We start from the raw sequence: 26,618 nt of genomic DNA on the forward strand, positions 1-26,618 counted from the left end.
TTGATATGGCTCATACCCTGCTCAGCATACAGGTCATTCCAAAAACGCCGAACAACGAGGATTCCTACGATTACGTCGACCGCGCCATCGAAGTGATCCAAAAGTCTGGCGTCAAATACGAGGTGCACCCGCTTGAAACGACGATGGAAGGCGAACTCGAGGAATTGCTCGACGTCGTGCGCCGCATGCATGAAGCTCTTGTGGAGGCGGGCAGCCCAAGCATCATTTCCCAGATCAAAATCGCCCATCGTCCCGGCGGCATCAGCATGGAGCGGCTTACGGAGAAATACCGTCCATGAGACGTTGGTGGAATAGCGTATGGCCGCCCTTTGTGGCGGTCCTCTTCTTTTTGGTCGCATGGGAACTGAGCACCTCGCTGTTTCATATCGAAAAATGGATCCTCCCCTCCCCGGTGGATATCGCCAAGGAAACCGCAGTTGGGGCCGGGGATCTGTGGGGCCATGTCGGGGCCACGGTGAGGCTGACGCTCGAAGGATTTATCATCGGAACGGCGGTCGGGCTGATCATCGCGCTGATCCTGCACCTGATCCCGTTTCTCAAGTCGGCCTTGTACCCGCTGCTCATTTTGAGCCAAAACATTCCGACCATCGCGCTTGCCCCGCTCCTGATGATCTGGTTCGGCTTCGGGCTGCTGCCCAAGCTGATCGTCATTACCCTGGTCTGCTTTTTCCCCGTTGCCGTCGCCACGATGGGCGGACTGAAGCAGACCGACCGGGTCATGCTGAATTACATGCGGATGATCGGCGCGAACAAGCGGCAAATTTTCGCCAAACTGGAGCTGCCGCACGCGCTGCCCGCGATCTTTTCGGGCGTCAAAATCGCGGCGACGTACAGCGTGATGGGAGCGGTCATCGCGGAGTGGATCGGTGCCGACAAGGGGATCGGATACTATATGATGCTGCAAAAATCGGGCTACCGCACCGATCGCATGTTTGTCGCCATCATGATCATCGTGGCGCTAAGCCTGCTCCTGTTCGGCATCATCGCCCTGCTTGAAAAATGGCTTGTACGGTGGAAACCGAAACAGGAAAACTGATACCGGAAAAGAAAGGAGCTGCTAAACCTATGTCAACGCTGGAACAAAAGCCGGCTGCCCTGGAAACCGGCGATCATCAAACCGTTCCCGCCCTCGAAGCGGCCGGCATCAGCAAAACCTTCCGGTCCAAGCGAAGCCGGCTGCAGGTGCTGGACGACGTAACGCTGACCGTGGGCAAAGGCGAATTCGTCTCCATCCTCGGACCGTCCGGCAGCGGCAAAAGCACGCTGTTCCATATCATCGGCGGCCTCGTCAAACCGGATGCGGGCAGCATACGCATGAACGGCGCGGACGTAACCGGCCAGCAGGGACATATCAGCTACATGCCGCAGCAGCCGGCCTTGTTCCCATGGCGGACGATCGAAGACAACGTTCTGCTGTCCCAGGAGGTCCAAGGGAAGGTTGACCGGGAAGCCCGCGAAAATGCCCGCCGATGGCTCGGTAAGGTCGGGCTTGGCGGATTCGAGAAAAACCATCCGCATACGCTGTCCGGCGGCATGCAGCAGCGGGCCGCTTTCCTGCGCGCCCTGCTCAGCCCGCAGGAGCTGATGTGCCTCGACGAGCCGTTCAGCGCGCTCGATGCCCTGACCCGCAGCGACATGCAGCGCTGGCTGCTCGATATTTGGGAGGAGAGCCGCCGCTCGGTGCTCTTTATTACGCATAATATCGAAGAGGCGCTGCTGCTATCCAGCCGTATTTACGTGTTTTCGAGCCGTCCCGCCTCGGTGCTTCACGAGATCGACGTGCCGTTCCAACGCCCGCGCCGCGAGGACATCATCGAGCATCCCGATTTCATCCGGCTCAGACGCGAGCTGTCCGGCTGGCTGCGCGAAGAGCAGCTGAAAATGCAAGGAGCCACTTAAGATTCGGCCGCATAAAAAACGGCCCGTGCTTGCCGTTCCGGAAGGAACCCATGCACGGGCCGTTTTGTATAGATCCCCGATGATGTTCTTGATCTCCGATCATGTTCGAATCGTTTTACAAGCCGAATATTTTCATCCAAATCAGGGGAACGTTGTATACGAGGTGAAACGATGAAATCCCAACTACGATCGGCCGTGCTGCTCTTGTCCGTTTTCCTGTCTTCTTGCCCCGCCGCTGCCGCCGCGGAGGAGCTTCAGCCGAAAGAGCCGAAGCTGCAGCTGTACCAAGACATGATGCTGGAGCTGCTTCTTCCCGAAATCCAAAACGCCGTAAACGATTATTACCAAAACCTGCTGACGGCGAATCCGCTCGTTTACCCCTACGAAATCGAAATCCTTCAGGCCACACGGGTCAACGGCGGTCCGGGAGACCGGGGCTTTCACTTCTCCGTCACGCTTGAGGTCTCCCCTGTTCTAGGACCGCATATCGGCGTCGGGAAAGACCGGATGACGATTGAAATTTCTCCGCTGTTCCCCGACAAAGTCAAGCTGGCGGCTTTCCGCCATCTGCAAACCTACGAGCTGCCTCCGAATTATCAGCATATGCTGAAGGTCGGCGCGGAAAATCGCTGATACCGGAAAAACGCACCTTTTCGGGAGCCCTCGAAGCCTATTTGTTATAATCATGTTCATACAATGAATAATTCGCATGATGAACGACGAATAAGGAGGGATTTTACCCGTGAATTTTGCTCCTGAACCGAATTCGAATCCTCAGTTTGCAGCCCGCCCGGCCGACAGCGTTCAAGCCGAACCTTCCCGGGACGAAAAGGCGGCTCCGCTGATCGACGCCCACATCCATCTGGATGCTTACGACCATGCCCAGCAGCGGGACATCCTATCCGGCTTGCCGGCTGCCGGCATCGCAGGCGTCATTACCGTTTCCATGCACCTGGAATCCGCACGCAGCAATCTGCGGCTCGCCCGGCAATACCCTTCCCTGGTCTATCCGGCCTTCGGATACCACCCGGAACAGCCCGTCCCGGCGCCAAGCGACGTGGACGAGCTGCTGGCCTGGATGCGGAGGCATGCCGATGACATGGTCGCCGTCGGCGAAGTCGGTCTACCGTATTATACGCGCAAGGAAGCCGAAGAAGCCGGCCGGCCGTTCGACGGCAAACCTTACGAGGAGCTGCTGGAACGGTTTATCGCCTTCGCCAAGGAACATGACAAGCCGGTCGTGCTTCATGCGGTATACGAGGATGCCGACGTCGCCTGCCGCCTGCTTGAACGGTACGGCGTGAAGCGGGCCCATTTCCATTGGTTCAAAGGTTCGCCCGCTACGGTGCGGCGTATGGCAGAAAACGGCTACTACGTTTCTTTCACGCCGGATATCGCCTATGAGCCGGAAATCCGCGAACTCGCCCGCGTCTATCCTCCCGGTCAGGTCATGTCCGAAACCGACGGCCCGTGGCCGTTTGAAGGTCCGTTCGACGGGCAGATGACCCATCCGCGGATGACCGCCGCGGTAGCGGAAGAATGGAGCCGGATCCAAGGCTTTTCCCTGCAAGAATCCCGGCAGCGCTTATATTCGAACGCAAGGCGTTTTTACGGAATTTAACCGGGCCGCGCGCCAGGCGGCTTATTTCTTCATGAATCCTTTCTCATCCAGAAACGGCTTCATGTGCAGGCGAATCGGCTCGCCCAATCGGTCGGCCATCACTTGCGACCAAGTCGCATCCCTTTTGCCGCCGGTCCGCTCCTTCAGGTATGCGGCCATCGTCACGTCATATTCCCGGACCGGGGCCACGCTTTGTTCCTTGGAATAGCCGTTATAGTGCAGCACGGACGGCAGCGGCAGTCGCGGGCGTTGTCCCGGCTCCTGGTCGGGAACGCCGACGCACATGCCGAACACCGGGTATACCAACTCAGGCAGACCGAGCAGCTCGGACAGTTCGGCAATCCGGTTGCGAACGCCCCCGATGTAAACGATGCCCAGGCCGAGCGATTCCGCCGCAATGGCCGCGTTTTGGGCCGCCAGCGCGGCGTCCACCGTCGCGACGATAAAGTTTTCAGTGGTATCCTCATGCGACTCCCGGCCCTGCAGCGGCTCTGCCGTCACCTGCTTCAGCCGGTACAAATCGGCGCACCAGACGAGAAATACCGGGCATTGCTCCACGTAAGCCTGGTTCCCCGCCAGCTCCGCCAATCTTTTTTTGAGTTCCGGGTCCGTCGCCGCAATGACGGTGTACGCCTGCACATTGCTAGAGGTGGAAGCCATTTGGGCCGCGGAAACGATGGTTCGGAGCTGCTCCTCGGTGACCGGCTGGTCCTTGAATTTTCGGATCGAGCGATGATTCATCAATAAAGATATCGTATCGTTCATGTTGAATAATCTCCTCCTGATCGTATCTGTACGGTTCATCTTCTATGATAATCCCCTCGTACCCTCGTCTCAATGCTGCGGAAGCCTTGCCTTTTGCGCCAATTTGATCCTTCGTTTTATTTTACGGGCATCACTTGCCCTTTCGTCATCGCGACGAGCTCGCCCGGCGTCAGCTGAAACACGGCTTTCGGATGCCCGGCCGCAGCCCATATCGTCCGGAATTGCAGCAAATCCTCGTCGATGATGGTGATCATCTTTTCCCGGTGCCCGACCGGGGCGACCCCGCCGATGACAAAACCCGTCCGCTCGCGCACGAAATCGGCATCGGCTTTGCCTAATGTATCGTGTACATAATCCGCGATTCGCTTTTCGTTGACGCGGTTCGCTCCGCTTGCGACAACCAGCAGCAGCTGACCAGAGCTTTGCAGGCGGAAAATGATCGATTTCGCGATTTGCGCCGCCTCGCACCCGATCGCCTCGGCCGCCTCCTGGGCGGTTCTGGCGCTATCCGGCAGCCAAACGACGGTATGGCCGTACCCCATTTCGGACAGCAGGGCTTGCACCTGCTGCACCCCTTCATGAATTTCGCCCATGTCTGTTCCTCCTTGTTTCATATGTTCCTCAATGATTTTTACTTGGCGGCCGGCGCCGACCCGGAAGCGTCCAGCAGCACGGCATTGATGCCGTTCAGGAACGCCAGCGCGCTTGCTTTGATGATGTCCGTGTCCATGGCGCGTCCGGAGTAGATTTTGCCCTGGTATTCGACCCGGATGTTGACGCGGCCTACGGCTTCTTTGCCTCGGGACAGGCTGTTGATTTTGTAGTCCTTCAGCTGCACGTCCAGCCCGACGAGCGATTTGATCACGCTGTACAAAGCATCGATCGGGCCGTCGCCCACCGCGCTGTCTTTGTATATTTCGGAGCCTTTTTTCAATTTGACGGTAGCCGTTGGATACAAGTCGTTGGTGACGACCTGGAACGATTCCAGCTCATACAAATGGCCGCTTGCGCTTTCGTCCAACATACGGTGATTGGTCACCAGGTAAAAGACGTCGTGGTCGTACACTTCTTTTTTGGCGTCCGCCAGCGCGAGGAACTTGCCGAACAGCAATTCGAAATCCTCCGCGTTGCTGACGTCGAAACCCATTTTCTCCACCGCGTTTTTGAAGGCATGGCGGCCCGAGCGGGCGGTCAAAATCAGTTCCATGCTTTCCCCGCCGACCTCTTCCGGGGTCATGATTTCGTACACTTGGCGGTCTTTCAGCAGTCCGTCCTGATGGATGCCGGAGGAATGGGCAAAAGCATTTTCGCCCGTGATGGCCTTGTTGACCTGCACGTCCAGCCCCGTCAAATGGGTCAGCAATCTGGACGTTTTGAGCAGCTCGGTCGTTTGGATGTTGGTCTTGCAGCCGTAATAGTTTTCTCTGACCTTCAGGCCCATGACCACTTCCTCCAGCGAGGTATTGCCCGCCCGTTCGCCCAGGCCGTTGATCGTCACCTCGATTTTGTCGGCGCCGTTATGGATCGCGCTCAGCGTATTGGCCGTGGCCAGCCCCAGGTCGTTATGGCAGTGGACGCTCAGGATGACCTTGTCGTTCAAGTTTTTCAGCCGCTCGTTGATTTTGCGGATCAGCTCGCCGAACTCCTCCGGCACGGCGTACCCGACCGTATCGGGCACGTTGATGATGGTTGCGCCGGCTTTGACGACGGCCTCGATCGTTTGCCACAAATATTCGAAGTCCGACCTGGAAGCGTCCTCGGTGGAGTACTGCACTTCAGGCAGCAGCGTTTTGGCATATTTGACCGCGTCGACGCCCATCTGCATGACGGCTTCCTTCGAACGGTTGAATTTTTTGTCCACATGGATGTTCGAGGTGCCGAGCACGATATGGATGAACGGGTGCTGCGCAAGCTTGATGCTTTCATATACGGCATCGATGTCGTTTTTCACCGCGCGCGCCAGCGACGTAATCGATACCCTGTCGCCGACCGTGCGCACAATCTCCTGGACAGCTTGAAAATCGCCGGCGGAAGACGCAGGGAACCCCGCCTCGATGATGTCGACGTTCAGCCGCTTCAGCTGCTGGGCAAACTCGATCTTTTGCTGCACGTTCAGTTTTGCGCCGGGCACCTGCTCCCCGTCGCGCAGCGTCGTGTCCAAAACGATAATGTTACGGTTCATTGTTCATTCCTCCCAAAGGTTATTTGATATATAGTGAAGGATTATTGGTTAAACCCGGACTTTAACCAACAAAAAAACCCCGTCTCTGTATAGAGACGAGGTTGAACCCGCGGTACCACTCTAATTCATTCCATAACGAAATGATCTCTTTCGATGGCCATCACCATCTATCCCTGTAACGGGGGAAGCCGTCTAACCCTACATTGTCGGGCAGCTGTTCATAGACGAGTTCAAAGTGATCGACGCTGCCGTTTCGCACCAACCAACGGCTCTCTGAAAGGTCATTTCACCTCTACTATTTCTAATCCCTACATTTGGTTTTATAAATTATTGGCTATTATAGGGCATGAAACTTTTCGTTGTCAACCTCTTCCATCGGATATTTACGGATTCGCCCGCTGCAGGCGCAGCGCGTTAAGGACGACCGATACGGAGCTGAAAGCCATGGCCGCTCCCGCCAGCCACGGCTCGAGAAAACCTGCAGCCGCGATCGGGATGCCGATCGTGTTGTAGGCGAGTGCCCAGAACATGTTCTGTTTGATGTTCCCCATCGTCCGGCGGCTCATCAAGATGGCGTCGGCGATGCCGTTCAGGTCCCCGCGCATCAGCGTGACGTCCGCCGCCTCCATCGCGACGTCCGTTCCGGTGCCGATCGCCATGCCGATATCGGCCGTGGCAAGCGCGGGCGCGTCATTGATGCCGTCGCCGACCATGGCGACGCGTTTGCCCGCCTGCTGCAGCTTTTTGACCTCATCGGCTTTGGCTTCCGGCAGCACCTCGGCCAGCACGCGGCGGATCCCCGCCTGGTCGGCGATCGCTTTGGCCGTACGCTCGTTATCGCCGGTAACCATGATGACTTCGATGCCCAATTGATGCAGACGGGATACCGCCTCGCGGGAGGTGTCTTTGATCGTATCCGCCACGGCGACCATCCCTGCGTATTTGCCGTCCACGGCGACAAGCATCGCCGTTTTGCCTTCATCCTCAAGCAGCCTCATCGGATGTATGGCCGGGTCGATACGGATGCCCCGCTCTTCCATCAGCTTGCGGGTGCCCACAAGCACGGGCCGCCCGTCCACTCGGGCGGAAACGCCGTATCCCGGCAAATTTTCGAAGTCCTTCGCTTCCGGCAGCGGCAGCGCCTTGCTCCGCTCGAGCGCTCCGGCCACGATGGCTTCGGCAAGCGGATGCTCGGACTTGCGCTCGACGGCCGCCGCCGTCCGGAGCAGCGATTGCTGCGTCATAAGCGGCGCCGGGATGACGTCGGTCAGCATCGGCTTGCCGCTGGTGACCGTCCCCGTTTTATCCAGCACGACGACTTCGATCCCCTGGGCCGCTTCCAGATGCTCCCCGCCCTTGAACAGGATGCCGAGCTCGGCGGACCGGCCTGAGCCGGCCATGATCGATGTCGGCGTCGCCAGTCCAAGCGCGCACGGGCAGGCAATGACCAGCACGGCGATCGCTTTTTCGAGCGCGGCCGGGAACTGTCCGGGAAGAATGTAGAAATACCAAACCAGAAACGCGGCGATGGCGATCGTGACGACAATCGGGACGAAAATGCCCGAGATAACGTCGGCGATCCGCTGGATCGGCGCCTTCGAGCCCTGGGCTTCTTCCACGACCTTGATAATCCGGGCCAAGGCCGTATCGCCGCCGACCTTGGCGGCCTGGATGCGCAGCATGCCGTTCTTGTTCATCGTGGCGCCGACGACGGCATCGCCCTCGCGTTTGGCGACAGGAAGGCTTTCCCCCGTCAGCATCGATTCGTCGACCGAGGACACGCCCTGAAGCACCCATCCGTCTACCGGTATTTTTTCGCCCGGCCTCACGATGACCGTATCCCCGGTCTTCACCTCATCGATCGGAATGCTCGTCTCGCGCCCGTCGCGGAGCACAAGCGCGCTTTTTGCCTGCAGCCCCATGAGGCTCTTAATGGCTTCGGAAGAGCGGCCTTTGGCCAAGGCTTCGAACCATTTGCCTACCAGAATCAGCGTAATCAGAACGCTGCTTGTTTCGTAATACAGCTCCGCCGGATGGTGCATGTCCGATCCGAGGGAGCGGATAGTCAAGAACAAGCTGTAAAAGTAGGCCGAAGACGTTCCGAGCGCCACCAGCACGTCCATATTGGCGCTTCCGCTCCGCAGCGATTTATAGGCGCCCGCATAAAACTGCCCGCCGATCAGGAATTGGACCGGCGTGGCCAGCGCCAGCTGAAACCATGGATTTAGAAACGGCGAAGGCACCGGAATCCAAGACGTCATGGGGAAGTGCTGGGTCATCGCCCACAAGAGCGGCAGGGAAAGAATGGCCGCCATCATCCATTTGAAGCGTTTATGGCCAATCTCCTGCCGGCGGAGCTCGGCGCTGTCCTTCGCTTCCCGTTTCGGCACGGCTTTATAGCCGAGCTGCTCCACTTTTTTCTCCATGTCTTTTACGGTGACCATGCCTGCCGCATATTCCACGCGGGCCGTCTCCAGCGCCAGGTTTACGTTTACCCGCGTAACCCCGGGCATTCGGCCGAGCCCCTTTTCGATCCGGGCCGCGCAAGCGGCGCACGTCATCCCGGAAATATCGAAATCCATCGTCTCCTTCATCATCCCGTAGCCGAGCGATCCGATCTTTTCCTCCATTTTTCCCAGATCCGTATGTTTCGGGTCGTAGGAGACGGTCGCCTGCTCCAAAGCCAAGTTGACATGGGCCCGCACGACGCCCTCCATCCGGCCGAGGCCCTTTTCGATCCGGGCCGCGCAGGCGGCGCACGTCATCCCGGTAATTAGCAGCGTCGCTTGCCTTTCGTGCTCCCGGTTCCCCGTATTCCGTTCCATAGTCCCGGCTCCTTTCCGCAAGTCATACCCTGTTGGCGTATTATATGCAGGACGGCTCATTCTCAGAAGGACAAACCTTGGCGCCGGCGCAAAATAAAAAACAAAAAGGCGGCGGCCGACCTGTCAAAAGGTCAGCCGCCGCCAGAAACTCCACGCCGAAAATCTTAAACTACATCGTAGCCTTGCTCTTCGATGGCTTCCTTGATTTTCTCGAGGCTTAATTTATTTTCGTCAAAATCCACCGTTACTTTGTTGTCGGCCAAATCGACTTTGCCTGTTGCGCCGATTTCCTTCATGGCGCCTTCGATCGCATTGACGCAATGGCTGCAGGACATTCCTTGAACATTCAAAGTTACGCTTTTCATGGTATATTTCCTCCTCGGATTTTGGTTCATCCCGGCAGCGGGATGTCATTTCATTAACTTCTTGACGGTGACGAGCAGTTCGTCGATGACTTCGTATTCCCCGGATTCAATCCGTTCGACCACGCAGCTTCTCATGTGGCCTTCCAGCAGCAGTTTGCCGACCCCGTTGAGAGCGGCCTGGATCGCAGCGATCTGATTCAGGACGTCGTCGCAATAGGTGTCCTTTTCGATCAGGCCCTTGACGCCGCGAATCTGTCCTTCGATGCGGTTCAGGCGGGTGATGAGATTATTTTTCGTTTGACTCGAATGGTGGCTGTGCCGCTCGCTGCAGCCTTCCGAACAGGCATCGCTCCGAAGCCCGGCATCGTTTCCGGCCGGATCTTTCTCCTTAAGTTCAGTCTGGGCAATCATCTCACTCCACCTCCTTTATATCGAAGCCTTCGAGATCATTATACTATACCCCCTCTAGGTATGCAAGCGGCATTCATCGGCATCGCCGCATCCGATTTCCCCTGGCCCGGTTTTCGTTTTTTTGCCAACCCGCTGCATGGAATGCGAAACAATATTTGCGAACTAAAAACGATTCCCTTATATTGATTTAACAAGCAATGTTGTTTTGATAGGATTTGCTTCATGCTTCAACTTTCAGAACAATCTGATTGAACAGGGGAAATATCCATGGTAAAAAAATACCCGATCATGCGATCCTGGTTTACGGCAAACATGAATGCCCTTTTGTTCTGCGTCCTCGGCACCTTCCTGTTTGGGCTGCAAATCAGCCGTCTTTCTTGGGATTTTGCGTCCGGACAGTGGGCGGTGCCGGCGTCGATGTTCGCGGCGTCTCTTGTCCTATATTTTTATACTTTTCAGATTCCCCCGGAAGGCAACAAACAGTCGATGGATTCGGCGGTGTACCTTGCCTGCCTCTTTATTTACGGGACGCCGGCGGCGCTTGCCCTCCTTTTCCTGAGCTCGCTTCTGTTCGCCCTTGTCGAGCGGAAGGTGTCGGGATGGAAGCATTTTACCAATTTCTCCATTTACGCGATCATGATCAGCGCGGCCGGCGCCGTTTTCGGCGGGCTTGGAGGCCGGCTGGGACAATTGGAAAACCGGCATTTACTATCTTATGTAGGCGCCCTGATTATATACTTCGCCGTCAATGTCCTCTGCATCGGAATCTATTATTATCTCACTGACCGGAGCCGGATCGGCGCCACCGTCAGGGGGCTGCTGCAGGAGTCGGCGCTTGTGTACACGTGCATCCTGATTCTGTCGCTCGTTCTTACCATTCTGATCGAAAACAACGGGGTGACCGGGCTCGTATTGTTCCTCGGCATCAGCATTTTTTTGTCCCACCTCTTCAAAAAGCTGTTCGATATGTATTTGCAGCTTCAGGAACGGGCGATCCGGGATCAGCGCACGGGGCTGTTCAATCACAGCTATTTCGAAAGCCTTCTCGAGGACGAAATCCGGCAGGCCCGGTCCGAGGGCTCCCCCCTTTCCCTGGTCATGATCGATATCGACGATTTCAAACGGTATAACGACCATTTCGGCCATTTGGAAGGAGATAAGCTGCTGGGGCTGCTCGGGTCCATCTTGAAAGAGGAAGCCGAGCAGGCGAACATCACCGCTTCCCGGTACGGCGGAGAGGAATTTACGCTGCTGATGCCCGGGTTTACCGAACAGGAGGCGCTTGTGTTCGTGGACCGGCTGCGCAAAAAGGTCAACGATACGCCCTTTGCCGGAGTAGAAATTTTGCCGCATGCATGCCTTTCCTTCTCGGCGGGCATTTCCGGTTACCATATCGACATCCACGACAAATCCATGCTTGTCCTGCAGGCGGATCAGGCGCTGTACGACGCCAAAAAGCAGGGCAAAAATGTCGCGTACATCTACGGCAGCTCCGTCCCGCTCGAGCAAGAAATCGAAATCGCGCAGGATGTGCGGGACATCGAGCAGCTGCTGAATCTCTTTTTGTATAAAGACATCAATACGTTTAAACATTCCAAGCGGGTATTCCGCTATGCCATGGACATGAGCCTGCTATTGAAGCTCGATCCGAGTGCCCGCAGGCAGTTCGTGCTCGGCGCCCTGATCCACGACATCGGCAAATTGGAAATTCCATGGGAAATTTTGAACAAAAAAGGCAAGCTGACTCCCGAAGAATGGGCCGCGGTCCGGAAACACGTCAACTGGGGCAAGGAAATGGCGATCACAAGCGACAAATTCAAGGATCTCGCGCCGTATATCGAGCTGCATCATGAACGGTTTGACGGTACCGGGTATCCCCACGGCTATAAAGGGGCCGAAATCCCGCTATTATGCCGGATGCTGACCATCATCGATTCCTTCGACGCGATGACCTCGGAACGGCCTTACCAGCCGACCAAATCCGTCCAGGAAGCCGTGGAGGAACTTCGCCGCTGTTCGGGGACCCAGTTCGATCCCGAGCTTGCCGGACTGTTCATCGGATACATTGAAGAAAAAGGCGTGGGCGTCTGGGACACAAACGGAGAAGAGCACCCAACCTTGGGTTAATACAATGAACAAAAAGGCTGTTCCCTGAACCCGGCCCCCCATCGTAGTTTTGTTCTCGTCTACATGGGGTGCGGTTCTGGGGAACAGCCTTATTCTGATCTTATGAACATCCAAAATGATTCCGGTTCCTGCACACGTTGCCTAAGTCTTATTTGCTGCCGTTCATTTCATGCGAAGTCTGATGAAGCTCCTTGATCATTTGCTGCAGAAACAAGCTCTGCTGCCGGCTGATTCCGTGCTGGTTATCCCGGATAAGCAGTTGTTGAATGTGTTTCTTCAGCATCTCGCTGCGACGCTCCAATACGGCCTGGCTCATGTCATCACTCCTGATAAATGATTTCCCCTGCTCGGGAAGTTTTTCTTATTTATTCATTATAAAGCGATGTGAAAAATATTGAAAACGTTCAGAAAAAACCAGAAACTTCCCTGAGACAGCTGAGCCCGCGGGAGCCCGCCATAAACGGTGCCAGCCGGAAAGATGCTCCGATTTCCTCCCTTATCCCCCGTTAGAGAGCCGATGCGCCTTCATGTACCGGAAGCGATGCCCCTCTTCCTTCCAGATGAAGGGCATCGCCGGCTTGGACGTTCACAAAAAATCCCTGAGCTTGATCCGGTTGGAAACCGCAGCGCTTCCCTTCCACCAAATGCTTCGTTTTCCTGCACTTTTCGGAATTTTGCCACATGCCCGTCTTTCCCCGCTGCGCCGCGGGTTTGAGGCATTTTCGGTTTCGGGCGGAAGTTTGTCCGTGGTCCTTATAGCCCACACGGGTCATTTCCTTCCGGAAAGTCCGGCTATACAATGATTTCTGGGCTAAAGGAAACGTGACGGAAGGGGCGAACCTTTGTCCTTCATTGCCGTTCAGGCGTATATTTCATCACATTTTGCAAAATCCTCTTCCCAAAGAACAACAATCCGGTGGTTTGCAAACAGGCTTTCCACACCAACGCCTTTTTGCAAATCCCCAGATCGAAGGTGATCCATTGAACACAAAAACGCGGCTGCTTTCCGGTTTGATGACGGTGATCCTTGCCGTCCTGCTGCTGTATCCCGGAACGGTTTCGGCCCATGCGTATATCGTCAAATCGTCTCCGGCCGAAAACGAGGCGCTCCAAAAGCCTCCGGCCAAAATTGACATTTATTTCAACGAACCGCTGCAAAAGGCTTTCCACGCAATCAAAGTGACGGACTCCGCCGGCAAGACGGTCAACGCGAGCGAAAGCCGTTTCCCCGAAGGGGAAAACTCGGCGCTCGAGGCCGACCTGCAGCCGAATCTTCCCAACGGCATTTATGCCGTGCAGTGGAAAGCGGTATCCGCCGACGGGCACCCCATCGAAGGAACCTATTCGTTCCGGATCGGTGAAGGCGGCAGCGGTGCGGCCGGGTCCGAAACGGTCGTGTCCGCCGGTTGGCCCGGCGCCGACCTGATCGCCATTCGCTGGCTTATTTACATCAGCCTGGCCTTCCTTGCAGGCGTTTATTTCTACCAGCTGTACCTGCTTCCGGCCGGTGCGGGAATCCGTCCGCCGTGGTCGCGCCGGAGCTTGTGGCTAATGTGGATCAGCATCGCCGTGTTCGCCGCAAGCTTCCTGATCAGTCTGCCGCTGCAAACGGGGATCGATGCCGGCGTCGGCTGGAGCGGCGTTGCGGCCGACCCGTCCCTGCTGCTCAAAATGCTGCGGATTACGAGCTTCGGCGAAGTCTGGCTGGTGCAGCTGCTGCTGCTGGCGATTCTTATCGGTCTCGCCTACGCCCTGCCGAAAATCAAGGACAAGGACAATGCCTACATCGCGGGTACGGTCGCCTTTTTGCTCGTGATGGTCCTGCTGCTGGCCAAAGCTTTTATCGGCCATCCGGCCGCCTCTTCGCAAAAAGCGCTCGGCATCGCGATGGACTTCCTTCATTTAGGCGCCGCTTCCCTGTGGCTCGGCAGTCTGCTGGCCTTCGGGGCGCTGCTGCCGAAAGAAGCGGCCCTGCCGTCCGGAGCCGAGGAACGAAAACAGGGATATTTTGCCGTCATCCGGAGATTCAGCTTATGGGGCACGGTCTTCGTGGTCCTGATTCTGATCAGCGGAGTATATGCCAGCCTGCAAAACGTGCCGACGTGGTATTCGCTTTTCCACACGGCGTACGGAAAGATCCTATACGGCAAAAGCGCCCTGCTTCTCGTCATGGTCGGCTGCGCCGCCATGAACTGGCTGCGCGGCAAAGAAGGCAAACAATCCTTGGGGGCGGGCGTGTGGTTTGAACTTACGGCAGGCGTATTGGCCCTGGTACTGGCGGCGGCCCTGACCAACATGCCTACGGCGGCTTCTTCGCCCGGCCCGGTCGACGTGCAGCAGACGCTGGAAAACAAAGCGGTCGTCGCGCTGAAAATCACTCCGAACGTAACAGGCACGAACGAATTCGAGGTGCAAATCAAAGACGGTCAAGGGCAGCCCGTGACGGCGATTCAGCAGGTGAAGCTCACGCTGACGCATCTTGACATGGACATGGGCAAATACGAAATCGTGATGCCGGGCGGCAAGCCGGAAGGCTTCAAAGCTAGCAATCTGATCACGATGGCCGGTAAATGGAACGTCCATGTGCACGTCCTGACCGACAAGCTCGAGTCCTGGGACACCGATATCGTCATTCATGTCGGTAATCATTAAGGCCATGAAATGAAAATGTTGAAACAAATCCAAAATGCAAATAAGGAGAGAAACGATGATGAAACTGTTTAAACGTCTTCCGTTTATTGCGACCGCCGCGGCGGGTTTCCTGCTCTTTTCGGGGATCGCCAGCGCGCATGTCACCGTCAAGCCCGCCGTTTCCCAGCCCGATGCCTGGGAAACCTATACGATCAAAATTCCGTCCGAAAAAGAAATCCCGACGACCAAAGTCACCTTGAAAGTGCCGGAAGGCGTCGAACTGATGAACTATCAGCCGGTTCCGGACTGGAAAGTCGCCACCGAAAAGGACGGCTCCGGCAAAATCAGCAGCATCACCTGGGAAGCGACCGGCGCAGGCATTCAAGCCGGCGAATTCCAGCAGTTCAATTTCGTGGCCCATAATCCCGGCAAAGAAACGGAAGTCGCCTGGGATGCGTTCCAGTATTACAAAGACGGAAGCATCGTGGAATGGAGCGGCGACGAAGGCTCCGAATCCCCGCATTCGATCACGAAAATCACGACCGCTGCCGGTCAGGCCGCTGCACCGGCCGATCACGGCCACAATGCCGCGGCCGGAGGACAGCAAGACCAGACGCAAGGGAACGCAGGCAGCGCGGAAAACGCCGCTAAGGCTCCCGCCGCCTCCGACAACTCGTCCTCCAGTGGCGTACAAACCGCTACGCTGGTCGTCTCGATTGCCGCGCTCGTGTTGTCCATCATTTCTCTTGTTGCCGCACTAGCCAAGAAAAAACGGTAGCTATAAGATCCTGAAAGCCCGTGCCTAGGATAGGCTCGGGCTTTTTCGTGTTCACCAGAAGCGGACATGCAGGTTGCAATATTTAGCATGATGCCCGTAGCCCGGCCATATATTGTAAAGATGTATGGCGTCCAATTTGGAAGCCGGGCGCAACCATTTACGAAGGGAGGTCATCGATATGATCGAGTTTCGCAAGGTCGACAAAGCTTACGGCAGCTTTCAGGTTCTGCAAAATATCAATCTGCGGATCGAAGAAGGCGAGGTTGTCGTCATCATCGGTCCCTCCGGCTCCGGCAAAAGCACGCTGCTCCGCTGCATCAATCGCTTGGAAACGATATCCTCCGGCGAGCTCGTTGTGGCCGGCACGCCGCTGCACGATAAAAAAATCGACATTAACCGGTTCCGCCGCGACATCGGCATCGTATTCCAGCATTTTAACCTGTATCCCCATAAAAAAGTGATCGACAATATCACGCTCGCTCCCATGAAGGTGCTCGGCTTAAGCAAGGCGGAGGCGGAGGAAAGAGCCCTTGCGTATTTGAAGCGGGTCGGCATCGCCGACAAGGCCGAAAGTTATCCTTCCCAGCTCTCCGGGGGCCAGCAGCAGCGGGTAGCGATTGCCAGAGGGCTCGCCATGAAGCCGAAAATCATGCTGTTCGACGAACCCACCTCCGCCCTCGATCCGGAAATGATCGGCGAAGTGCTGGACGTCATGCGGGATCTGGCCCATGAGGGCATGACGATGGTCATCGTCACGCATGAGATGGGATTTGCCCGGGAAGCCGCGGACCGGATCGTATTCATGGACAACGGCCAAATCCTCGAAGAAGCAACGGCCGCCGATTTTTTCCGGGAGCCGCGCGAGGAGCGGGCCAGACTGTTCCTCAGCCGCCTGATCCGGCATTGATTGATGATTGATCACTGCGGCTTACATATGCTTCGGGAACACGCAAAAAGAAAGGGGTAAAAACGAATGAAAAAAAGATCTTATGTCAGCCTGCTGCTGATCCTGCTTGCCGCCTGCCTGGCGCTTGCCGGCTGCGGCGGCGGGAAAAAGAACGCCGAGGGAGGCACCCTGGCGGCCATCAAGGAGCGCGGCAAGGTCATCGCCGGCGTGAAATACGACACGAAGCTGTTCGGGCTGAAGGACCCGGCTACGGGCAAGGTCGAAGGTTTCGATATCGACATCGCCAAAGCGCTCGCCAAAAAGATCCTCGGCGACGAAAACAAGGTGGAGCTGAAGGAGGTTACCTCCAAAACCCGGATTCCGCTGCTGCAAAACGGCGATATCGACCTGATCATCGCGACGATGACCATCACGGAAGACCGCAAGAAGCAGGTCGACTTCAGCGATGTCTATTTTAAGGCGGGCCAATCCCTTCTTGTCAAAAAGGGCAGCCCCATCAAAGGCCTGGAGGATTTGAAAAAAGGAACCAAAGTGTTGGCCGTAAAAGGTTCGACTTCGGCGAAAAACATCCGCGAAAAAGCGCCGGACGCCACGGTGCTGGAATTCGAAAACTACCAGGATGCGTTCACCGCGCTGAAAGCCGGCCAAGGGGACGCCCTGACGACCGACAACGCCATTTTGCTCGGCATGCAGAAGCAGGATCCAAATTATGAGCTGGTCGGAGGCAACTTCACCGACGAGCCTTACGGCATCGCCATCAAAAAAGGGGACTCGGAATTCGTCGGCGTCGTCAACGACCTGTTGAAGGAAATGAAAGAAAGCGGCGAATACGACAAGTTATACGAGCAATGGATGGGCGTGAAGCCGGAGTAAGGGAAAGTTGCGGCATCCATCGGAGGCTTCAGCCTCCCCCCGTCCTCCTTCGGGCTTATCTTTAGGGAAAGGAGAGTTTAAGCATGGAGGGAAAGTTCGACATCCACATCCTTTTTGACCATTGGGACCGGTTTTCCGCAGGTTTTTTGCATACGATCGGTTCCAGCGCCCTTGCCCTTGTCGGCAGCTTCATTCTCGGGACGATCATCGCCGTCATGCGCATCGCGCCGCTGAAGCCGCTGAACTGGATCGGTACCGCTTACGTCGAATTCATCCGCAATATCCCCCTGTTGCTCGTCGTATTCGTCTTTTTCCTCGGGCTGCCGACGCTTGGCGTGCCGCTGGACGGTTTTACGTCCGGCACCCTCGGCCTGATGGTATATACCGCATCCTTCATCGCCGAGGCCATCCGCGCAGGGATCCAGTCCGTGCCATCCGGCCAGAGCGAAGCGGCCCGGGCAACGGGGCTTTCCTATATGCAGACGATGGTGCATATCATCCTGCCGCAAGCGATCAAAATCGTGCTGCCTTCAATCAGCAATCAGTTTATTAACCTGGTGAAAAACTCGTCCATTCTCGCCGTCGTCTCCGGCTTCGATTTGATGTATTATGCCGACCTGATCAATGCCGACACCTTCCTGCCGTTAACCGTCTACACGATCGTGGCTTTATTTTACCTTATCCTGACCCTGCCGTTGAGCATGGCGGTGCATTACATGGAACGGAGGTTCCGCGCCGCGGACCGTTAGACCGGGGAAACGCATCACTTTTGCGAAAGGAGGCTTAAAGCATGGATTTTGCGGGAGCGTACTCCTGGCCGAACCTTTCCTTCATTTTGCAGGGATTCGGCGTCACCCTTCTCGTGGCTGCCCTTTCGATCGCGTTCAGCTTCGTGCTTGGTACGCTGCTCGGCGCCATTCGTTATGCCCGCATTCCGATCCTGTATCGTGTTTTAGCCGTCATCATCGATCTGATCCGCAATTTGCCTTTGCTGCTGATCATCTATTTCATCTATATCGTTCTTCCGTTAGTCGGGGTCAAGCTCCCGCTGTTGTGGGCGGCCGTCTCCGCCCTGACCATTTTCGAAGGCGCGATGATCTCCGAAATCGTCCGCGGCGGCCTCAACTCTGTGGACCGCGGTCAGATCGAAGCCGCCCGTTCCTCCGGGCTCGGCTACATGCAGACGATGCGCTACATCATTCTCCCGCTCGCGCTGCGCCGCATGGTGCCGCCGATCGTCAGCCAGTTCATCTCCCTGCTCAAGGATACCTCGCTTTGCGTCATTATTTTGCTTCCGGAAATGATGCATAACATCCAGATCTTGCAAGGGCACAGCCCGAACTATGTCATCCCGTCCCTGCTTTTGGCCGCCGTATTGTATTTTGCCGTCAACTATACCCTATCCATCATTGCCCGGCGGCTCGAAGCCAAAACCGCATAACCCGTCCGGACGTTTCTGGCTCCCTTTAACCGGACTCTCCGCCCGGATGACAAATCGGAAAGAGGCAGCCCGTTTGCTTACAAAGGGGTTGCCCTTTTTTTGCATGGCGTCTTCTCGGCCTCCAAAAAAGGAAATCGAACCGCAAAAGACGAATGGATATATCCTGATCCCGATTCCGAAGGAGGAAATCATGATACATTTCCAAAGCTGTTTAGAAAAATACGCCGAGCTGGCCGTCAAAATCGCGGTGAACATTCAGCCGGGCCAATCGCTGTGGATCAGCGCGCCGATCCATCAGCCCGAATTCGTTCGTCTGGTGACGGAGCAGGCCTATAAAGCCGGTGCCAAACTCGTCCATATCGAATGGCAGGATGAGATCAGCACGCAGATCAAATACCGCCTCGCGCCGGACGAAGCTTTTGAAACCTATCCGGCATGGAGAGCGCAAGCGGTGCAGCAGTTCGGCGAGGAAGGCGGGGCCTTTTTGTTTCTCGAATCCAGCAACCCGGAACTGCTAAAAGGCATCGATCCGAAACGGATTGCAGCCAGTTCCAAAGTCGCCGGAGCAGCGCTGGCCAAATGGAGGGCGGACATGTCCGCCAGCAGATTCACGTGGTCGATCATCGGCGTGCCGTCCGAAGGCTGGGCGAAGCTCGTATTCCCGGACCTCGACAAGGAAGCGGCGATCCAAGCGCTGTGGGAGGCCATTTTCAAGGCGTCCCGCGCCGACCGGGAGCAGCCGGTACAGGCTTGGCATGAGCATAACGAAACCCTTCATGACAAAAGGGCGTACCTCAACCGCAAACAATACAAAAAGCTGCATTATCGCGCCCCGGGCACCGACCTGACGGTCGAGCTTCCGGATCATCATATTTGGAACGGCGGCACCGCGGTCAACGCGCAGAACAACCCGTTTAACCCGAACGTGCCAACCGAAGAGGTGTTTACGTCGCCGCGCAAGGAAGGAACCCGCGGCGTCGTCCGCAGCACCAAACCGCTCAGCTATCAGGGCAACCTGATCGAAAATTTCAGCCTGACGTTCGAAAACGGCAAAGTCGTCGATTTTTCCGCGGAAACGGGTTATGAATCGTTACAAACGATGCTCAGCATCGACGAAGCCGCCCGTTATTTGGGCGAAGTGGCGCTGGTGCCGCATCGCTCCCCGATTTCCGAGTCGGATTTGATTTTTTTCAACACGTTGTACGACGAAAATGCCTCCAACCACCTGGCTCTGGGCGATGCATTCCCGACCTGCGTGGAAGGCGGATTGGCAATGTCCCGCGAAGAGCTGGACCAAGCCGGGCTGAACCACAGCCTGATTCACGTCGACTTCATGATCGGCTCGGCGGACATGGACATTGACGGCATTACCGCCGACGGCGCCATCGAGCCGGTGTTCCGGAACGGTAATTGGGCATTTTAGTTTGAATCGATCATCATCAAAAAAAGCAGGAGCTCCGATCGTTTCGTCGGTCGGGCTCCTAACCCCCCTTGACATCCAAGGACTGGAATTATATGATATAAGCAAAAATGTTAGTTGTCGCTAACTAACGCAGCAGCGAGGTGATACCGTCTGAGTACCAAAACCGAAAACACGGCCGACCGAATATTGGCAGCCACCGTCGAACTCATGTCCGAAAAAGGCTATAAAGCCGTTACGATCAAGGAAATTGCCGCCGCCGCATCCGTCAGCGAGATGACCGTTTTTCGGACGTTTGGCTCTAAGAAGGCGATTTTGGAAGCTATTTTGGAGCATTACATGTTCTCCACCCCGATCGAGCAGATCATTAAGCAGAACATCACGTATGAGCTCGATGCCGATTTATTGATGATCAGCAAACTGTACCATGACGTACTAAAAAGAGATAAAAAAATCTATTTGATTTCCGTCATGGAACGAAAAACGATGCCTCAAATCCATCGGGGTGTGCACAACAATGCTGTGAGGTTCCTAAGCATCGTCGCCGAATATCTCAAAACCATGCAGGAAAAGGGCAAAGTCGTTCAAGGCGACCCTGAAATCCAGGCTCTGACGGTCATGAAGTTCAATTACGGGAAGTTCGTGGCAAGCACGATGCTGGAGGGAATCGTCCCTGAAGTACGGGAAGACCACATCGAAGAATCGATATCCATATTAGCCAGAGGGTTAAAGGCATAATTTTTTTTGGATTGAATGTTAGTTACTAGTAACTAACATATATATAATTACCATGCTCATAGAGGAGGCTGCTTTATGGACCGATTGTGGACCAAAACGTTTGTCGGATTGATGGTGACGTTGTTTTTCTTATGTTTCGGTTTTTATATCCTGCTTCCGACGCTGCCGCTGCACATCAAGGAACTCGGCGCCAACGAAGCACAGCTGGGACTCATCATCGGCGGGTTTACGTTATCCGCGGTGGTTGCCCGCCCCATCGTCGGCGGACTTCTGGACCGTTTTGGCAGACGTCCGTTTATCCTGGCGGGACTTGTTTTGTTTGCCGTCTCGATGTTTTTGTACAACTGGGCCAGCGGACTCGTCCTGTTGCTGCTGCTGCGGATTTTGCACGGCTTCGGCTGGGCCCTTTCCACGACGTCGATCGGAACCTCGATCACCGACGTCATACCGGAGGAGCGCCGGGGCGAAGGTATGGGATGGTATGGGCTGTCCATGACGGTATCGATGGCCATCGGCCCCATCGTCGGGGTGTGGATGATCGGCCATTACGCCTTTGACCGCACCATTCTGCTTGCCTCCTGCCTGTCTGCCGCCGCCATCGCGATTGCATTGTTTATCAGGGTCCCCGCCTTCCGGTCGGACCGCAAAAACAAAATGGCGTTTTTCGACAAATCCGTGCTGCCTATATCGGCATCGATATTTTTTCTGGCGCTGACGTACGGCGGGATCACCACGTTCCTCCCCCTGTTTGCCGAATCCATTCAAGTCAATGCAGGCACGTTCTTTTTGGTTTACGCCATCGTCCTTACGATTACCCGTCCCTTTGCCGGAAAACTGGCGGATCGGTACAACGAAGGGGCAGTCGTTATCCCGGCCGTGATCATTGCGGTCATTGCGCTGGCGGTGTTAAGCATATCCACCGGTTACGTGGGCGTGATGTGCTCCGCGGTGTTGTACGGAATCGGCTTCGGATCGGCGCAGCCCACGCTGCAGACGGCAACCGTCAACCTCGTCGCCCCAACGAAAAAAGGCGTGGCCAACGCTTCCTTTTTCACCGCCATGGATTTGGGGATCGGCCTGGGGTCGATGGTTCTCGGCCTGATTTCCCAGTACCTGGGTTACCCTTTCTTGTTTGCCGCATGCGCGGTGTCCGGACTTCTTTCTTTGCTCATTTTCGCCGTTTTTGTCAGAAGAACCATACTGCGAGGAAAGGAGGAGCTATCGGGGAATAGCGATTTTTCATCTTAAGGCGAAGTTTTTTTCGAACGGGATGTTAGTTATAACTAACTAACAATAAATGGGCAACGGCGTTAAAGACGGTCCGAAGCTGATTGGTCGTTAAAGCCTTTCCGGGTGCGGAAGGGCTTTTCTTTTCACGTTGGAAAATCAGACGGTAACCTCTCCCCTCCTTTTTGCGTCTATACTTTTAAACATCTTCCGTGTGCATCTCATCCCTAAACATGCTATTTCAACTTCCGTTTTCCAGCAAACCATTGACAAGGAGAGGAACAAATGAACAAATCCAAAAGCATCGCCCTGTTGTTGTCTGCCTGGCTCGCATTCGGCAGCATTCCCGCTTACGCGGCTGAAAGCACCACCCCGGAGCCTTTAAGCAAGGCATTCGACCACATCGTGATCATCCCGCAAAACTTTCAGGGAAAAGCCTATATAAACGGGCAAATGGCCAATCATTTCAGCGATTACCGGATCGTTCAGCGCGAAGGACGCGTGTACGTCCCGATCCGCTTGATGAGCACGCTCGCCAACGAGCTGGACAAGGGCCAAGGAACCTGGCAGGCCATTTGGGAGCCGAAAAGTCCCGACGATGTGATGCTCGTAAACTACGAGACAAAGAAGACCATCAAGCTGAAGGTGAACAGCACCACGATGCGGATCAACAACGAACCCCGCGAGATAGACGCCGCGCCGCAAAAAATAGACGGCCAGATCATGCTTCCATTAAAAAGCACAGCCGAAGCGCTCGGAAAAAACATTCAATGGTCCGACGGACTCCTCCTGATGGGAAGCGCTCCCGTGGATTTGCAGGATACGCAGTCTGCCGCCCTCAAAGACCGCATCAAAACGCAGCTGACCGATCCGCGGAAGCCTTTGGTGAAGTCGGCAGATATCTCGCCGTTAACCCTGTATGGAAATACGACTTACTATATCAAACGAACGTATACCAAAAACGATACCATCGAGCAAGTATTCAAAAAAACGGACGGGCAAAAAGACGTTCAGATCCAGCTGCCCGGGAAACCGCAGATAACATCGCTTCAAGTTCTTAACGGCAAGCTTTATTATGCGACATACATCAACAACCAGGCCGAACTGCATGCACTGGATTTAAAAACTCAGAAACCGCAAAAAATCAGTTCGCTGAAGCCGATGGGACCGGATCAAGGGCTTTTTCTGGGCAGCGTCGAATCGATCGATAACGATTTGTTTGTCACATTGAATAACGGGGAACTCACTTTGGGCCGGGTGGACTTGTACAAAGTCGAAAAAGGCGTGTTAAAACCGGTAGCCGGTGCCAAAAGTTTTGCCGGATACGTGAAGTCCGGGGATTATCTGTACAAGGCCAACTTTAATTTCATGACCGACATGTCGGGCAATTTGGCTCGCGTCAACCTGAAAACAGGGGAACAAAAGCCGATCGGCCAACCGGAGTTTGCTTACGGGGTTAACCGGATGCTTAGCCCGGATGGCGGAATAGGTTATGCATCGAACAACACCATGTACGTAAAAGACGGCTACCTGTATACGTTAGGTTATAAAGAAGCCGATCCGAACGACCAAAGCGCGGTGTACAAAATTAATCCGACAGACTCGACGCAGACGAAACTGACGCCTCCGGCCAGCCACTTTTGGATGATCGGCAGCGATGTTTATTATATCAACGCCGAATCGGGTTACCTGAGCAAAACCAACCTGAACGGAGCAACCCCCGAAACCGTTGTGTCTAGAAAAATGCTGAACGTCCAATTTGCAAACGGAAGCTTTTATTACACCTCAAATGAGGCAGGCAAGGATTCCATCCCAGGGGATTTGTATCAATACGACCCGTCGGCGGGAAAAGAATTCAAACGAAGCGACAAATCGGTCACATCATTTTACGCGGGCAAAACAGGCCTGTATTATGTATCGAACGGGTATGAACCCGGATTGTACAAGGTCGATGCCAAAGGCAGCAACGTCCGATTGGTGAACGACAGCATTCGCGACGCCTTCCTGACGGACGAGGGCATGATCTATACGCTGGTCTACAAAGATGGAATTTACTCCGTAAAGTAACGGATAACCCCGGAACAGCGACGAGGTGAAATACCGTCCGAAAAAAGGTATGATGATTGGCAAACAGGCGAATGCCCCGCAAAGGAGTGCCGGTTCATGTATGAGCTGAAAACGAAGGAAACCGAAAACAGCGTCATCGAATTCATCGAGCAAATCGACCACCCCGGCAAACGCGAGGATGCGTACAAGCTGCTGGATCTTTTTACGGAAACGACGGGTTATCCGGCAAAAATGTGGGGACCCAGCATCATCGGCTTCGGTTCGTACCATTATAAATACGCTTCGGGCCATGAGGGAGATGCGCCGCTCGTCTCGTTTTCCCCGCGAAAAGCAAAAATCAGCCTGTATTTGGCCCCGGGAGACGATCAGCGTGAGGCGTTGCTCAAGGATTTTGGAAAACATACGTCAGGCAAAGGCTGCGTTTACATTAACAAAGTGGCGGACATTGACGTGGAAGTTCTTAAGGAGCTGATTCGCCAGTCGGTGAAGTTTTTGCGGGAGACGTATCCTGGCGGGGAGTGAATGAGGAGTTTTTGTTGATGAAAAAAGGGCGCTGCCAGCGCCCTTTTTTTCGATTGAAATTTTTTATTGATAACGGTGATTTCCCCTTCTCTAGCAGTCATTGTCGTGTTGATTTCTGTAGCCATATCAGAAAATACTCACTAAAATAATTCTGTACATATTTTATCACGAAGGGAACAGTAACCATGAAGAAGTTATGCTTAGTTTTGGCAGCGTTGTGTTTGTTTTTAAGTGCATGCAGTTCACCCTTTGATAAGGCCATGAGAGAGGGGAAAGCTGCATTAAAAGAAGAACGTTACAAGGATGCCGAGAAGCTTTTTAATGACGTTCTTATGGATGACCCTCGGAATAAGGATGCTAAAACTTTATTAGAACAAGCAAGGACTCAGAGAATCGAACTGGAAATGAAAGATAAAATAAAATCGTACAGGCAGGATACGGCTAAATTAGGTATACGACTTTTGGTTATACGACAAATACCTGGGATAATAAAGCAAAATCTTGAATTTCATGAGCAAAAATATAATAATTTGTTGGATGTAAAAAAAGAAATCGATGAGATCGCCTCGAAATATAAAGAATATCCTAAAATCATTTCAATTCATGAACACATGCAAAAATCAATAAGTTATTTAATAGAAGCTCAAGCTTTAATACTATCTCTGAAAAACGATACCTCTGGACAATTAAGCAAAGAAGAAGTAATAAAAGATCTTAACATATACACCCATAAAAGTACAGAGGAAACAAAAAAATATATCGAGGGCTTATTAAGTATTGAAAAAGAGTACGGCATTAATCCGGATCCATTCAATAAATGATTTTCAACCGTACATAAATGTATTTCGGCCATAACCGTAGACGGATCGAGGCAAAATCAAAGGGCATGAGCCTGGTACAAAGACCGAGCTTATGCCCTGGAAACGCCTAACTAGTTATCACTTTCTGTTTAGGCTCATTCCACAAAGATGAGTTGCATTGTGGCGTTTTTTCCTGATTAACGGAAGCTGCCAACCTATCCGAATCTGTATCTTGACCTAAATGTCATAAGAGTAATCCGCCGGCAAAACCCTCCTTAAGAACTGTTGGGTGCGCTCTTCTTTCGGGTTGGTAAATATGTCCTTCGGCGTTCCTTGCTCCACGATGCTTCCGCCATCCATAAAAATAACCGTGTTAGCCACATCCCTGGCAAAGGACATTTCGTGAGTAACCACCAGCATGGTTGTCCCTTCCTTTGCAATGTTTCTCATGACGGTTAACACTTCCCCGACTAATTCCGGATCAAGCGCAGAAGTAGGCTCATCAAATAAAATGATGTCAGGATTTAATGCAAGAGCCCTCGCAATGCCAACCCTTTGCTGCTGTCCTCCTGATAATTGGCTGGGATACGCGTGGTATTTGTCTGAAAGCCCCACTTTGTCCAGCATGGTTCTGCCGATTTCATCCGCTTCCTGTTTAGGTACTTTTCTTCCGATGATCAGCCCTTCGGTCACATTTTCTAACGCTGTTTTATTGTTGAACAAATTATAATTTTGGAATACAAAAGCGACCTTTTGCCGAATCGCGTGAACTTGTTTTTTTGTAGCTGTTCGAAGGTTTACATCGACATTGCCAAACACCGCATGCCCGTGGTCGGATCTTTCCAAGAAATTAATGCATCGGAGTAAGGTGGTTTTACCCGAACCGCTGGGGCCAAGGATGACGACCACGTCACCCTTATCTATTTTTAAGCTGACTCCCTTTAAAATCTCCTGCTTACCAAATGATTTATAGACATCCCGAATCTCTAACACGTGTG

At 54.3% G+C, this 26,618-nt stretch carries 26 protein-coding genes and 1 other annotated feature; of the genes, 18 read left to right on the plus strand and 8 right to left on the minus strand.

From position 1 onward, the window contains the following. Positions 1 to 5 precede the first annotated feature (5 nt). The 5 genes from AC27KL_RS01720 (at position 6) to AC27KL_RS01740 (ending at position 3,541) form a co-directional block, all read left to right on the plus strand. Positions 6 to 299, plus strand: coding sequence for an MTH1187 family thiamine-binding protein (locus tag AC27KL_RS01720; RefSeq protein ID WP_339323136.1), 294 nt, complete (start codon positions 6 to 8; stop codon positions 297 to 299). Further along, positions 296 to 1,057: an ABC transporter permease gene (locus AC27KL_RS01725; protein ID WP_487168578.1), complete on the plus strand. Its 762-nt coding sequence runs from the start codon at positions 296 to 298 to the stop codon at positions 1,055 to 1,057. The genes AC27KL_RS01720 and AC27KL_RS01725 overlap by 4 nt, the downstream gene beginning before the upstream one ends. Positions 1,058 to 1,086: 29 nt before the next feature. Then, on the plus strand, positions 1,087 to 1,920 hold the full coding sequence (locus AC27KL_RS01730) for an ABC transporter ATP-binding protein (RefSeq protein ID WP_487168579.1): 834 nt from the start codon (positions 1,087 to 1,089) through the stop codon (positions 1,918 to 1,920). Between the two features lie 171 nt (positions 1,921 to 2,091). Further along, complete coding sequence (locus AC27KL_RS01735) at positions 2,092 to 2,553, plus strand: DUF3888 domain-containing protein (protein ID WP_487168580.1); 462 nt, start codon at positions 2,092 to 2,094, stop codon at positions 2,551 to 2,553. A 208-nt stretch (positions 2,554 to 2,761) separates the two neighbouring features. Continuing rightward, positions 2,762 to 3,541: a TatD family hydrolase gene (locus AC27KL_RS01740; protein WP_487168771.1), complete on the plus strand. Its 780-nt coding sequence runs from the start codon at positions 2,762 to 2,764 to the stop codon at positions 3,539 to 3,541. 21 nt (positions 3,542 to 3,562) lie between these two features. Here AC27KL_RS01740 and nfsA read toward each other — a convergent pair whose 3' ends face one another. The 6 genes from nfsA to AC27KL_RS01770 all read right to left on the minus strand — a co-directional run bounded on the left by nfsA (position 3,563) and on the right by AC27KL_RS01770 (position 10,089). Continuing rightward, positions 3,563 to 4,306 (minus strand): oxygen-insensitive NADPH nitroreductase, encoded by a 744-nt coding sequence (gene nfsA / locus AC27KL_RS01745; RefSeq protein WP_487168581.1) that lies wholly within the window; start codon positions 4,304 to 4,306, stop codon positions 3,563 to 3,565. 116 nt (positions 4,307 to 4,422) lie between these two features. After that, complete coding sequence (locus AC27KL_RS01750) at positions 4,423 to 4,899, minus strand: YbaK/EbsC family protein (protein ID WP_487168582.1); 477 nt, start codon at positions 4,897 to 4,899, stop codon at positions 4,423 to 4,425. A gap of 38 nt (positions 4,900 to 4,937) precedes the next feature. Next, complete coding sequence (locus AC27KL_RS01755) at positions 4,938 to 6,488, minus strand: 2-isopropylmalate synthase (RefSeq protein ID WP_487168583.1); 1,551 nt, start codon at positions 6,486 to 6,488, stop codon at positions 4,938 to 4,940. Positions 6,489 to 6,576: 88 nt separating this feature from the next. Then, positions 6,577 to 6,806 (minus strand) — a binding site (T-box leader). Positions 6,807 to 6,871: 65 nt separating this feature from the next. After that, positions 6,872 to 9,313, minus strand: a complete 2,442-nt coding sequence (locus AC27KL_RS01760) for a heavy metal translocating P-type ATPase (RefSeq protein WP_487168584.1) — start codon at positions 9,311 to 9,313, stop codon at positions 6,872 to 6,874. A gap of 164 nt (positions 9,314 to 9,477) precedes the next feature. Beyond that, positions 9,478 to 9,678: a copper ion binding protein gene (locus AC27KL_RS01765; protein ID WP_036713454.1), complete on the minus strand. Its 201-nt coding sequence runs from the start codon at positions 9,676 to 9,678 to the stop codon at positions 9,478 to 9,480. A 45-nt stretch (positions 9,679 to 9,723) separates the two neighbouring features. Continuing rightward, positions 9,724 to 10,089 (minus strand): metal-sensitive transcriptional regulator, encoded by a 366-nt coding sequence (locus AC27KL_RS01770; RefSeq protein ID WP_339323128.1) that lies wholly within the window; start codon positions 10,087 to 10,089, stop codon positions 9,724 to 9,726. Between the two features lie 267 nt (positions 10,090 to 10,356). Between AC27KL_RS01770 and AC27KL_RS01775 the strand changes: the two genes are divergently transcribed. Then, entirely contained in the window at positions 10,357 to 12,216 is a 1,860-nt protein-coding gene (locus AC27KL_RS01775) for a bifunctional diguanylate cyclase/phosphohydrolase (RefSeq protein WP_487168585.1), read from the plus strand. A gap of 148 nt (positions 12,217 to 12,364) precedes the next feature. Here the strand turns inward: AC27KL_RS01775 and AC27KL_RS01780 are convergent, their stop codons facing one another. Then, positions 12,365 to 12,532: a hypothetical protein gene (locus AC27KL_RS01780; protein WP_197070030.1), complete on the minus strand. Its 168-nt coding sequence runs from the start codon at positions 12,530 to 12,532 to the stop codon at positions 12,365 to 12,367. A gap of 665 nt (positions 12,533 to 13,197) precedes the next feature. On the opposite strand from AC27KL_RS01780, the gene AC27KL_RS01785 reads away from it, so the two are divergent. The 12 genes from AC27KL_RS01785 to AC27KL_RS01840 all read left to right on the plus strand — a co-directional run bounded on the left by AC27KL_RS01785 (position 13,198) and on the right by AC27KL_RS01840 (position 25,641). Continuing rightward, positions 13,198 to 14,868, plus strand: coding sequence for a copper resistance CopC/CopD family protein (locus AC27KL_RS01785; RefSeq protein ID WP_339323125.1), 1,671 nt, complete (start codon positions 13,198 to 13,200; stop codon positions 14,866 to 14,868). A gap of 55 nt (positions 14,869 to 14,923) precedes the next feature. Then, positions 14,924 to 15,625, plus strand: a complete 702-nt coding sequence (locus AC27KL_RS01790) for a YcnI family copper-binding membrane protein (RefSeq protein WP_487168586.1) — start codon at positions 14,924 to 14,926, stop codon at positions 15,623 to 15,625. A 178-nt stretch (positions 15,626 to 15,803) separates the two neighbouring features. Further along, positions 15,804 to 16,532, plus strand: a complete 729-nt coding sequence (locus AC27KL_RS01795; protein ID WP_036713440.1) for an amino acid ABC transporter ATP-binding protein — start codon at positions 15,804 to 15,806, stop codon at positions 16,530 to 16,532. A gap of 66 nt (positions 16,533 to 16,598) precedes the next feature. Then, positions 16,599 to 17,405 carry a glutamate ABC transporter substrate-binding protein gene (locus AC27KL_RS01800; RefSeq protein WP_487168587.1) on the plus strand — a complete coding sequence of 269 codons (807 nt, stop codon included), beginning with the start codon at positions 16,599 to 16,601 and terminating at the stop codon, positions 17,403 to 17,405. An 83-nt stretch (positions 17,406 to 17,488) separates the two neighbouring features. Further along, positions 17,489 to 18,154 carry an amino acid ABC transporter permease gene (locus tag AC27KL_RS01805; RefSeq protein ID WP_212948664.1) on the plus strand — a complete coding sequence of 222 codons (666 nt, stop codon included), beginning with the start codon at positions 17,489 to 17,491 and terminating at the stop codon, positions 18,152 to 18,154. A gap of 41 nt (positions 18,155 to 18,195) precedes the next feature. After that, the gene (locus AC27KL_RS01810; RefSeq protein ID WP_339323122.1) at positions 18,196 to 18,846 is read left to right on the plus strand and encodes an amino acid ABC transporter permease; all 651 of its coding nucleotides are present in this window, start codon (positions 18,196 to 18,198) and stop codon (positions 18,844 to 18,846) included. Between the two features lie 190 nt (positions 18,847 to 19,036). After that, complete coding sequence (locus tag AC27KL_RS01815) at positions 19,037 to 20,269, plus strand: aminopeptidase (RefSeq protein WP_487168588.1); 1,233 nt, start codon at positions 19,037 to 19,039, stop codon at positions 20,267 to 20,269. Between the two features lie 186 nt (positions 20,270 to 20,455). Next, positions 20,456 to 21,004, plus strand: a complete 549-nt coding sequence (locus tag AC27KL_RS01820; RefSeq protein WP_487168589.1) for a TetR/AcrR family transcriptional regulator — start codon at positions 20,456 to 20,458, stop codon at positions 21,002 to 21,004. Between the two features lie 75 nt (positions 21,005 to 21,079). Further along, positions 21,080 to 22,252 (plus strand): MFS transporter, encoded by a 1,173-nt coding sequence (locus AC27KL_RS01825; RefSeq protein WP_487168590.1) that lies wholly within the window; start codon positions 21,080 to 21,082, stop codon positions 22,250 to 22,252. Between the two features lie 264 nt (positions 22,253 to 22,516). After that, positions 22,517 to 24,298, plus strand: a complete 1,782-nt coding sequence (locus AC27KL_RS01830; RefSeq protein WP_487168591.1) for a DUF5050 domain-containing protein — start codon at positions 22,517 to 22,519, stop codon at positions 24,296 to 24,298. A gap of 96 nt (positions 24,299 to 24,394) precedes the next feature. After that, complete coding sequence (locus AC27KL_RS01835) at positions 24,395 to 24,820, plus strand: DUF1801 domain-containing protein (protein ID WP_487168592.1); 426 nt, start codon at positions 24,395 to 24,397, stop codon at positions 24,818 to 24,820. 185 nt (positions 24,821 to 25,005) lie between these two features. Beyond that, positions 25,006 to 25,641, plus strand: a complete 636-nt coding sequence (locus AC27KL_RS01840; RefSeq protein WP_487168593.1) for a hypothetical protein — start codon at positions 25,006 to 25,008, stop codon at positions 25,639 to 25,641. A 216-nt stretch (positions 25,642 to 25,857) separates the two neighbouring features. Here AC27KL_RS01840 and AC27KL_RS01845 read toward each other — a convergent pair whose 3' ends face one another. Next, a complete protein-coding gene (locus tag AC27KL_RS01845) occupies positions 25,858 to 26,613 on the minus strand; it encodes an amino acid ABC transporter ATP-binding protein (RefSeq protein WP_339323115.1) in 756 nt (251 codons plus the stop codon). Positions 26,614 to 26,618: the final 5 nt, after the last annotated feature.

The organism is Paenibacillus sp. YAE3 (assembly GCF_057546105.1).

Bases quoted from the DNA above. Each gene is read 5' to 3' on its own strand.
- AC27KL_RS01720 (WP_339323136.1), top strand. From the start codon at position 6: ATGGCTCATACCCTGCTCAGCATACAGGTCATTCCAAAAACGCCGAAC.
- AC27KL_RS01725 (WP_487168578.1), top strand. From the start codon at position 296: ATGAGACGTTGGTGGAATAGCGTATGGCCGCCCTTTGTGGCGGTCCTC.
- AC27KL_RS01730 (WP_487168579.1), top strand. From the start codon at position 1,087: ATGTCAACGCTGGAACAAAAGCCGGCTGCCCTGGAAACCGGCGATCAT.
- AC27KL_RS01735 (WP_487168580.1), top strand. From the start codon at position 2,092: ATGAAATCCCAACTACGATCGGCCGTGCTGCTCTTGTCCGTTTTCCTG.
- nfsA (WP_487168581.1), bottom strand. From the start codon at position 4,306: ATGAACGATACGATATCTTTATTGATGAATCATCGCTCGATCCGAAAA.
- AC27KL_RS01750 (WP_487168582.1), bottom strand. From the start codon at position 4,899: ATGGGCGAAATTCATGAAGGGGTGCAGCAGGTGCAAGCCCTGCTGTCC.
- AC27KL_RS01755 (WP_487168583.1), bottom strand. From the start codon at position 6,488: ATGAACCGTAACATTATCGTTTTGGACACGACGCTGCGCGACGGGGAG.
- AC27KL_RS01760 (WP_487168584.1), bottom strand. From the start codon at position 9,313: ATGGAACGGAATACGGGGAACCGGGAGCACGAAAGGCAAGCGACGCTG.
- AC27KL_RS01765 (WP_036713454.1), bottom strand. From the start codon at position 9,678: ATGAAAAGCGTAACTTTGAATGTTCAAGGAATGTCCTGCAGCCATTGC.
- AC27KL_RS01770 (WP_339323128.1), bottom strand. From the start codon at position 10,089: ATGATTGCCCAGACTGAACTTAAGGAGAAAGATCCGGCCGGAAACGAT.
- AC27KL_RS01775 (WP_487168585.1), top strand. From the start codon at position 10,357: ATGGTAAAAAAATACCCGATCATGCGATCCTGGTTTACGGCAAACATG.
- AC27KL_RS01780 (WP_197070030.1), bottom strand. From the start codon at position 12,532: ATGAGCCAGGCCGTATTGGAGCGTCGCAGCGAGATGCTGAAGAAACAC.
- AC27KL_RS01790 (WP_487168586.1), top strand. From the start codon at position 14,924: ATGATGAAACTGTTTAAACGTCTTCCGTTTATTGCGACCGCCGCGGCG.
- AC27KL_RS01795 (WP_036713440.1), top strand. From the start codon at position 15,804: ATGATCGAGTTTCGCAAGGTCGACAAAGCTTACGGCAGCTTTCAGGTT.
- AC27KL_RS01800 (WP_487168587.1), top strand. From the start codon at position 16,599: ATGAAAAAAAGATCTTATGTCAGCCTGCTGCTGATCCTGCTTGCCGCC.
- AC27KL_RS01805 (WP_212948664.1), top strand. From the start codon at position 17,489: ATGGAGGGAAAGTTCGACATCCACATCCTTTTTGACCATTGGGACCGG.
- AC27KL_RS01810 (WP_339323122.1), top strand. From the start codon at position 18,196: ATGGATTTTGCGGGAGCGTACTCCTGGCCGAACCTTTCCTTCATTTTG.
- AC27KL_RS01815 (WP_487168588.1), top strand. From the start codon at position 19,037: ATGATACATTTCCAAAGCTGTTTAGAAAAATACGCCGAGCTGGCCGTC.
- AC27KL_RS01825 (WP_487168590.1), top strand. From the start codon at position 21,080: ATGGACCGATTGTGGACCAAAACGTTTGTCGGATTGATGGTGACGTTG.
- AC27KL_RS01830 (WP_487168591.1), top strand. From the start codon at position 22,517: ATGAACAAATCCAAAAGCATCGCCCTGTTGTTGTCTGCCTGGCTCGCA.
- AC27KL_RS01835 (WP_487168592.1), top strand. From the start codon at position 24,395: ATGTATGAGCTGAAAACGAAGGAAACCGAAAACAGCGTCATCGAATTC.
- AC27KL_RS01840 (WP_487168593.1), top strand. From the start codon at position 25,006: ATGAAGAAGTTATGCTTAGTTTTGGCAGCGTTGTGTTTGTTTTTAAGT.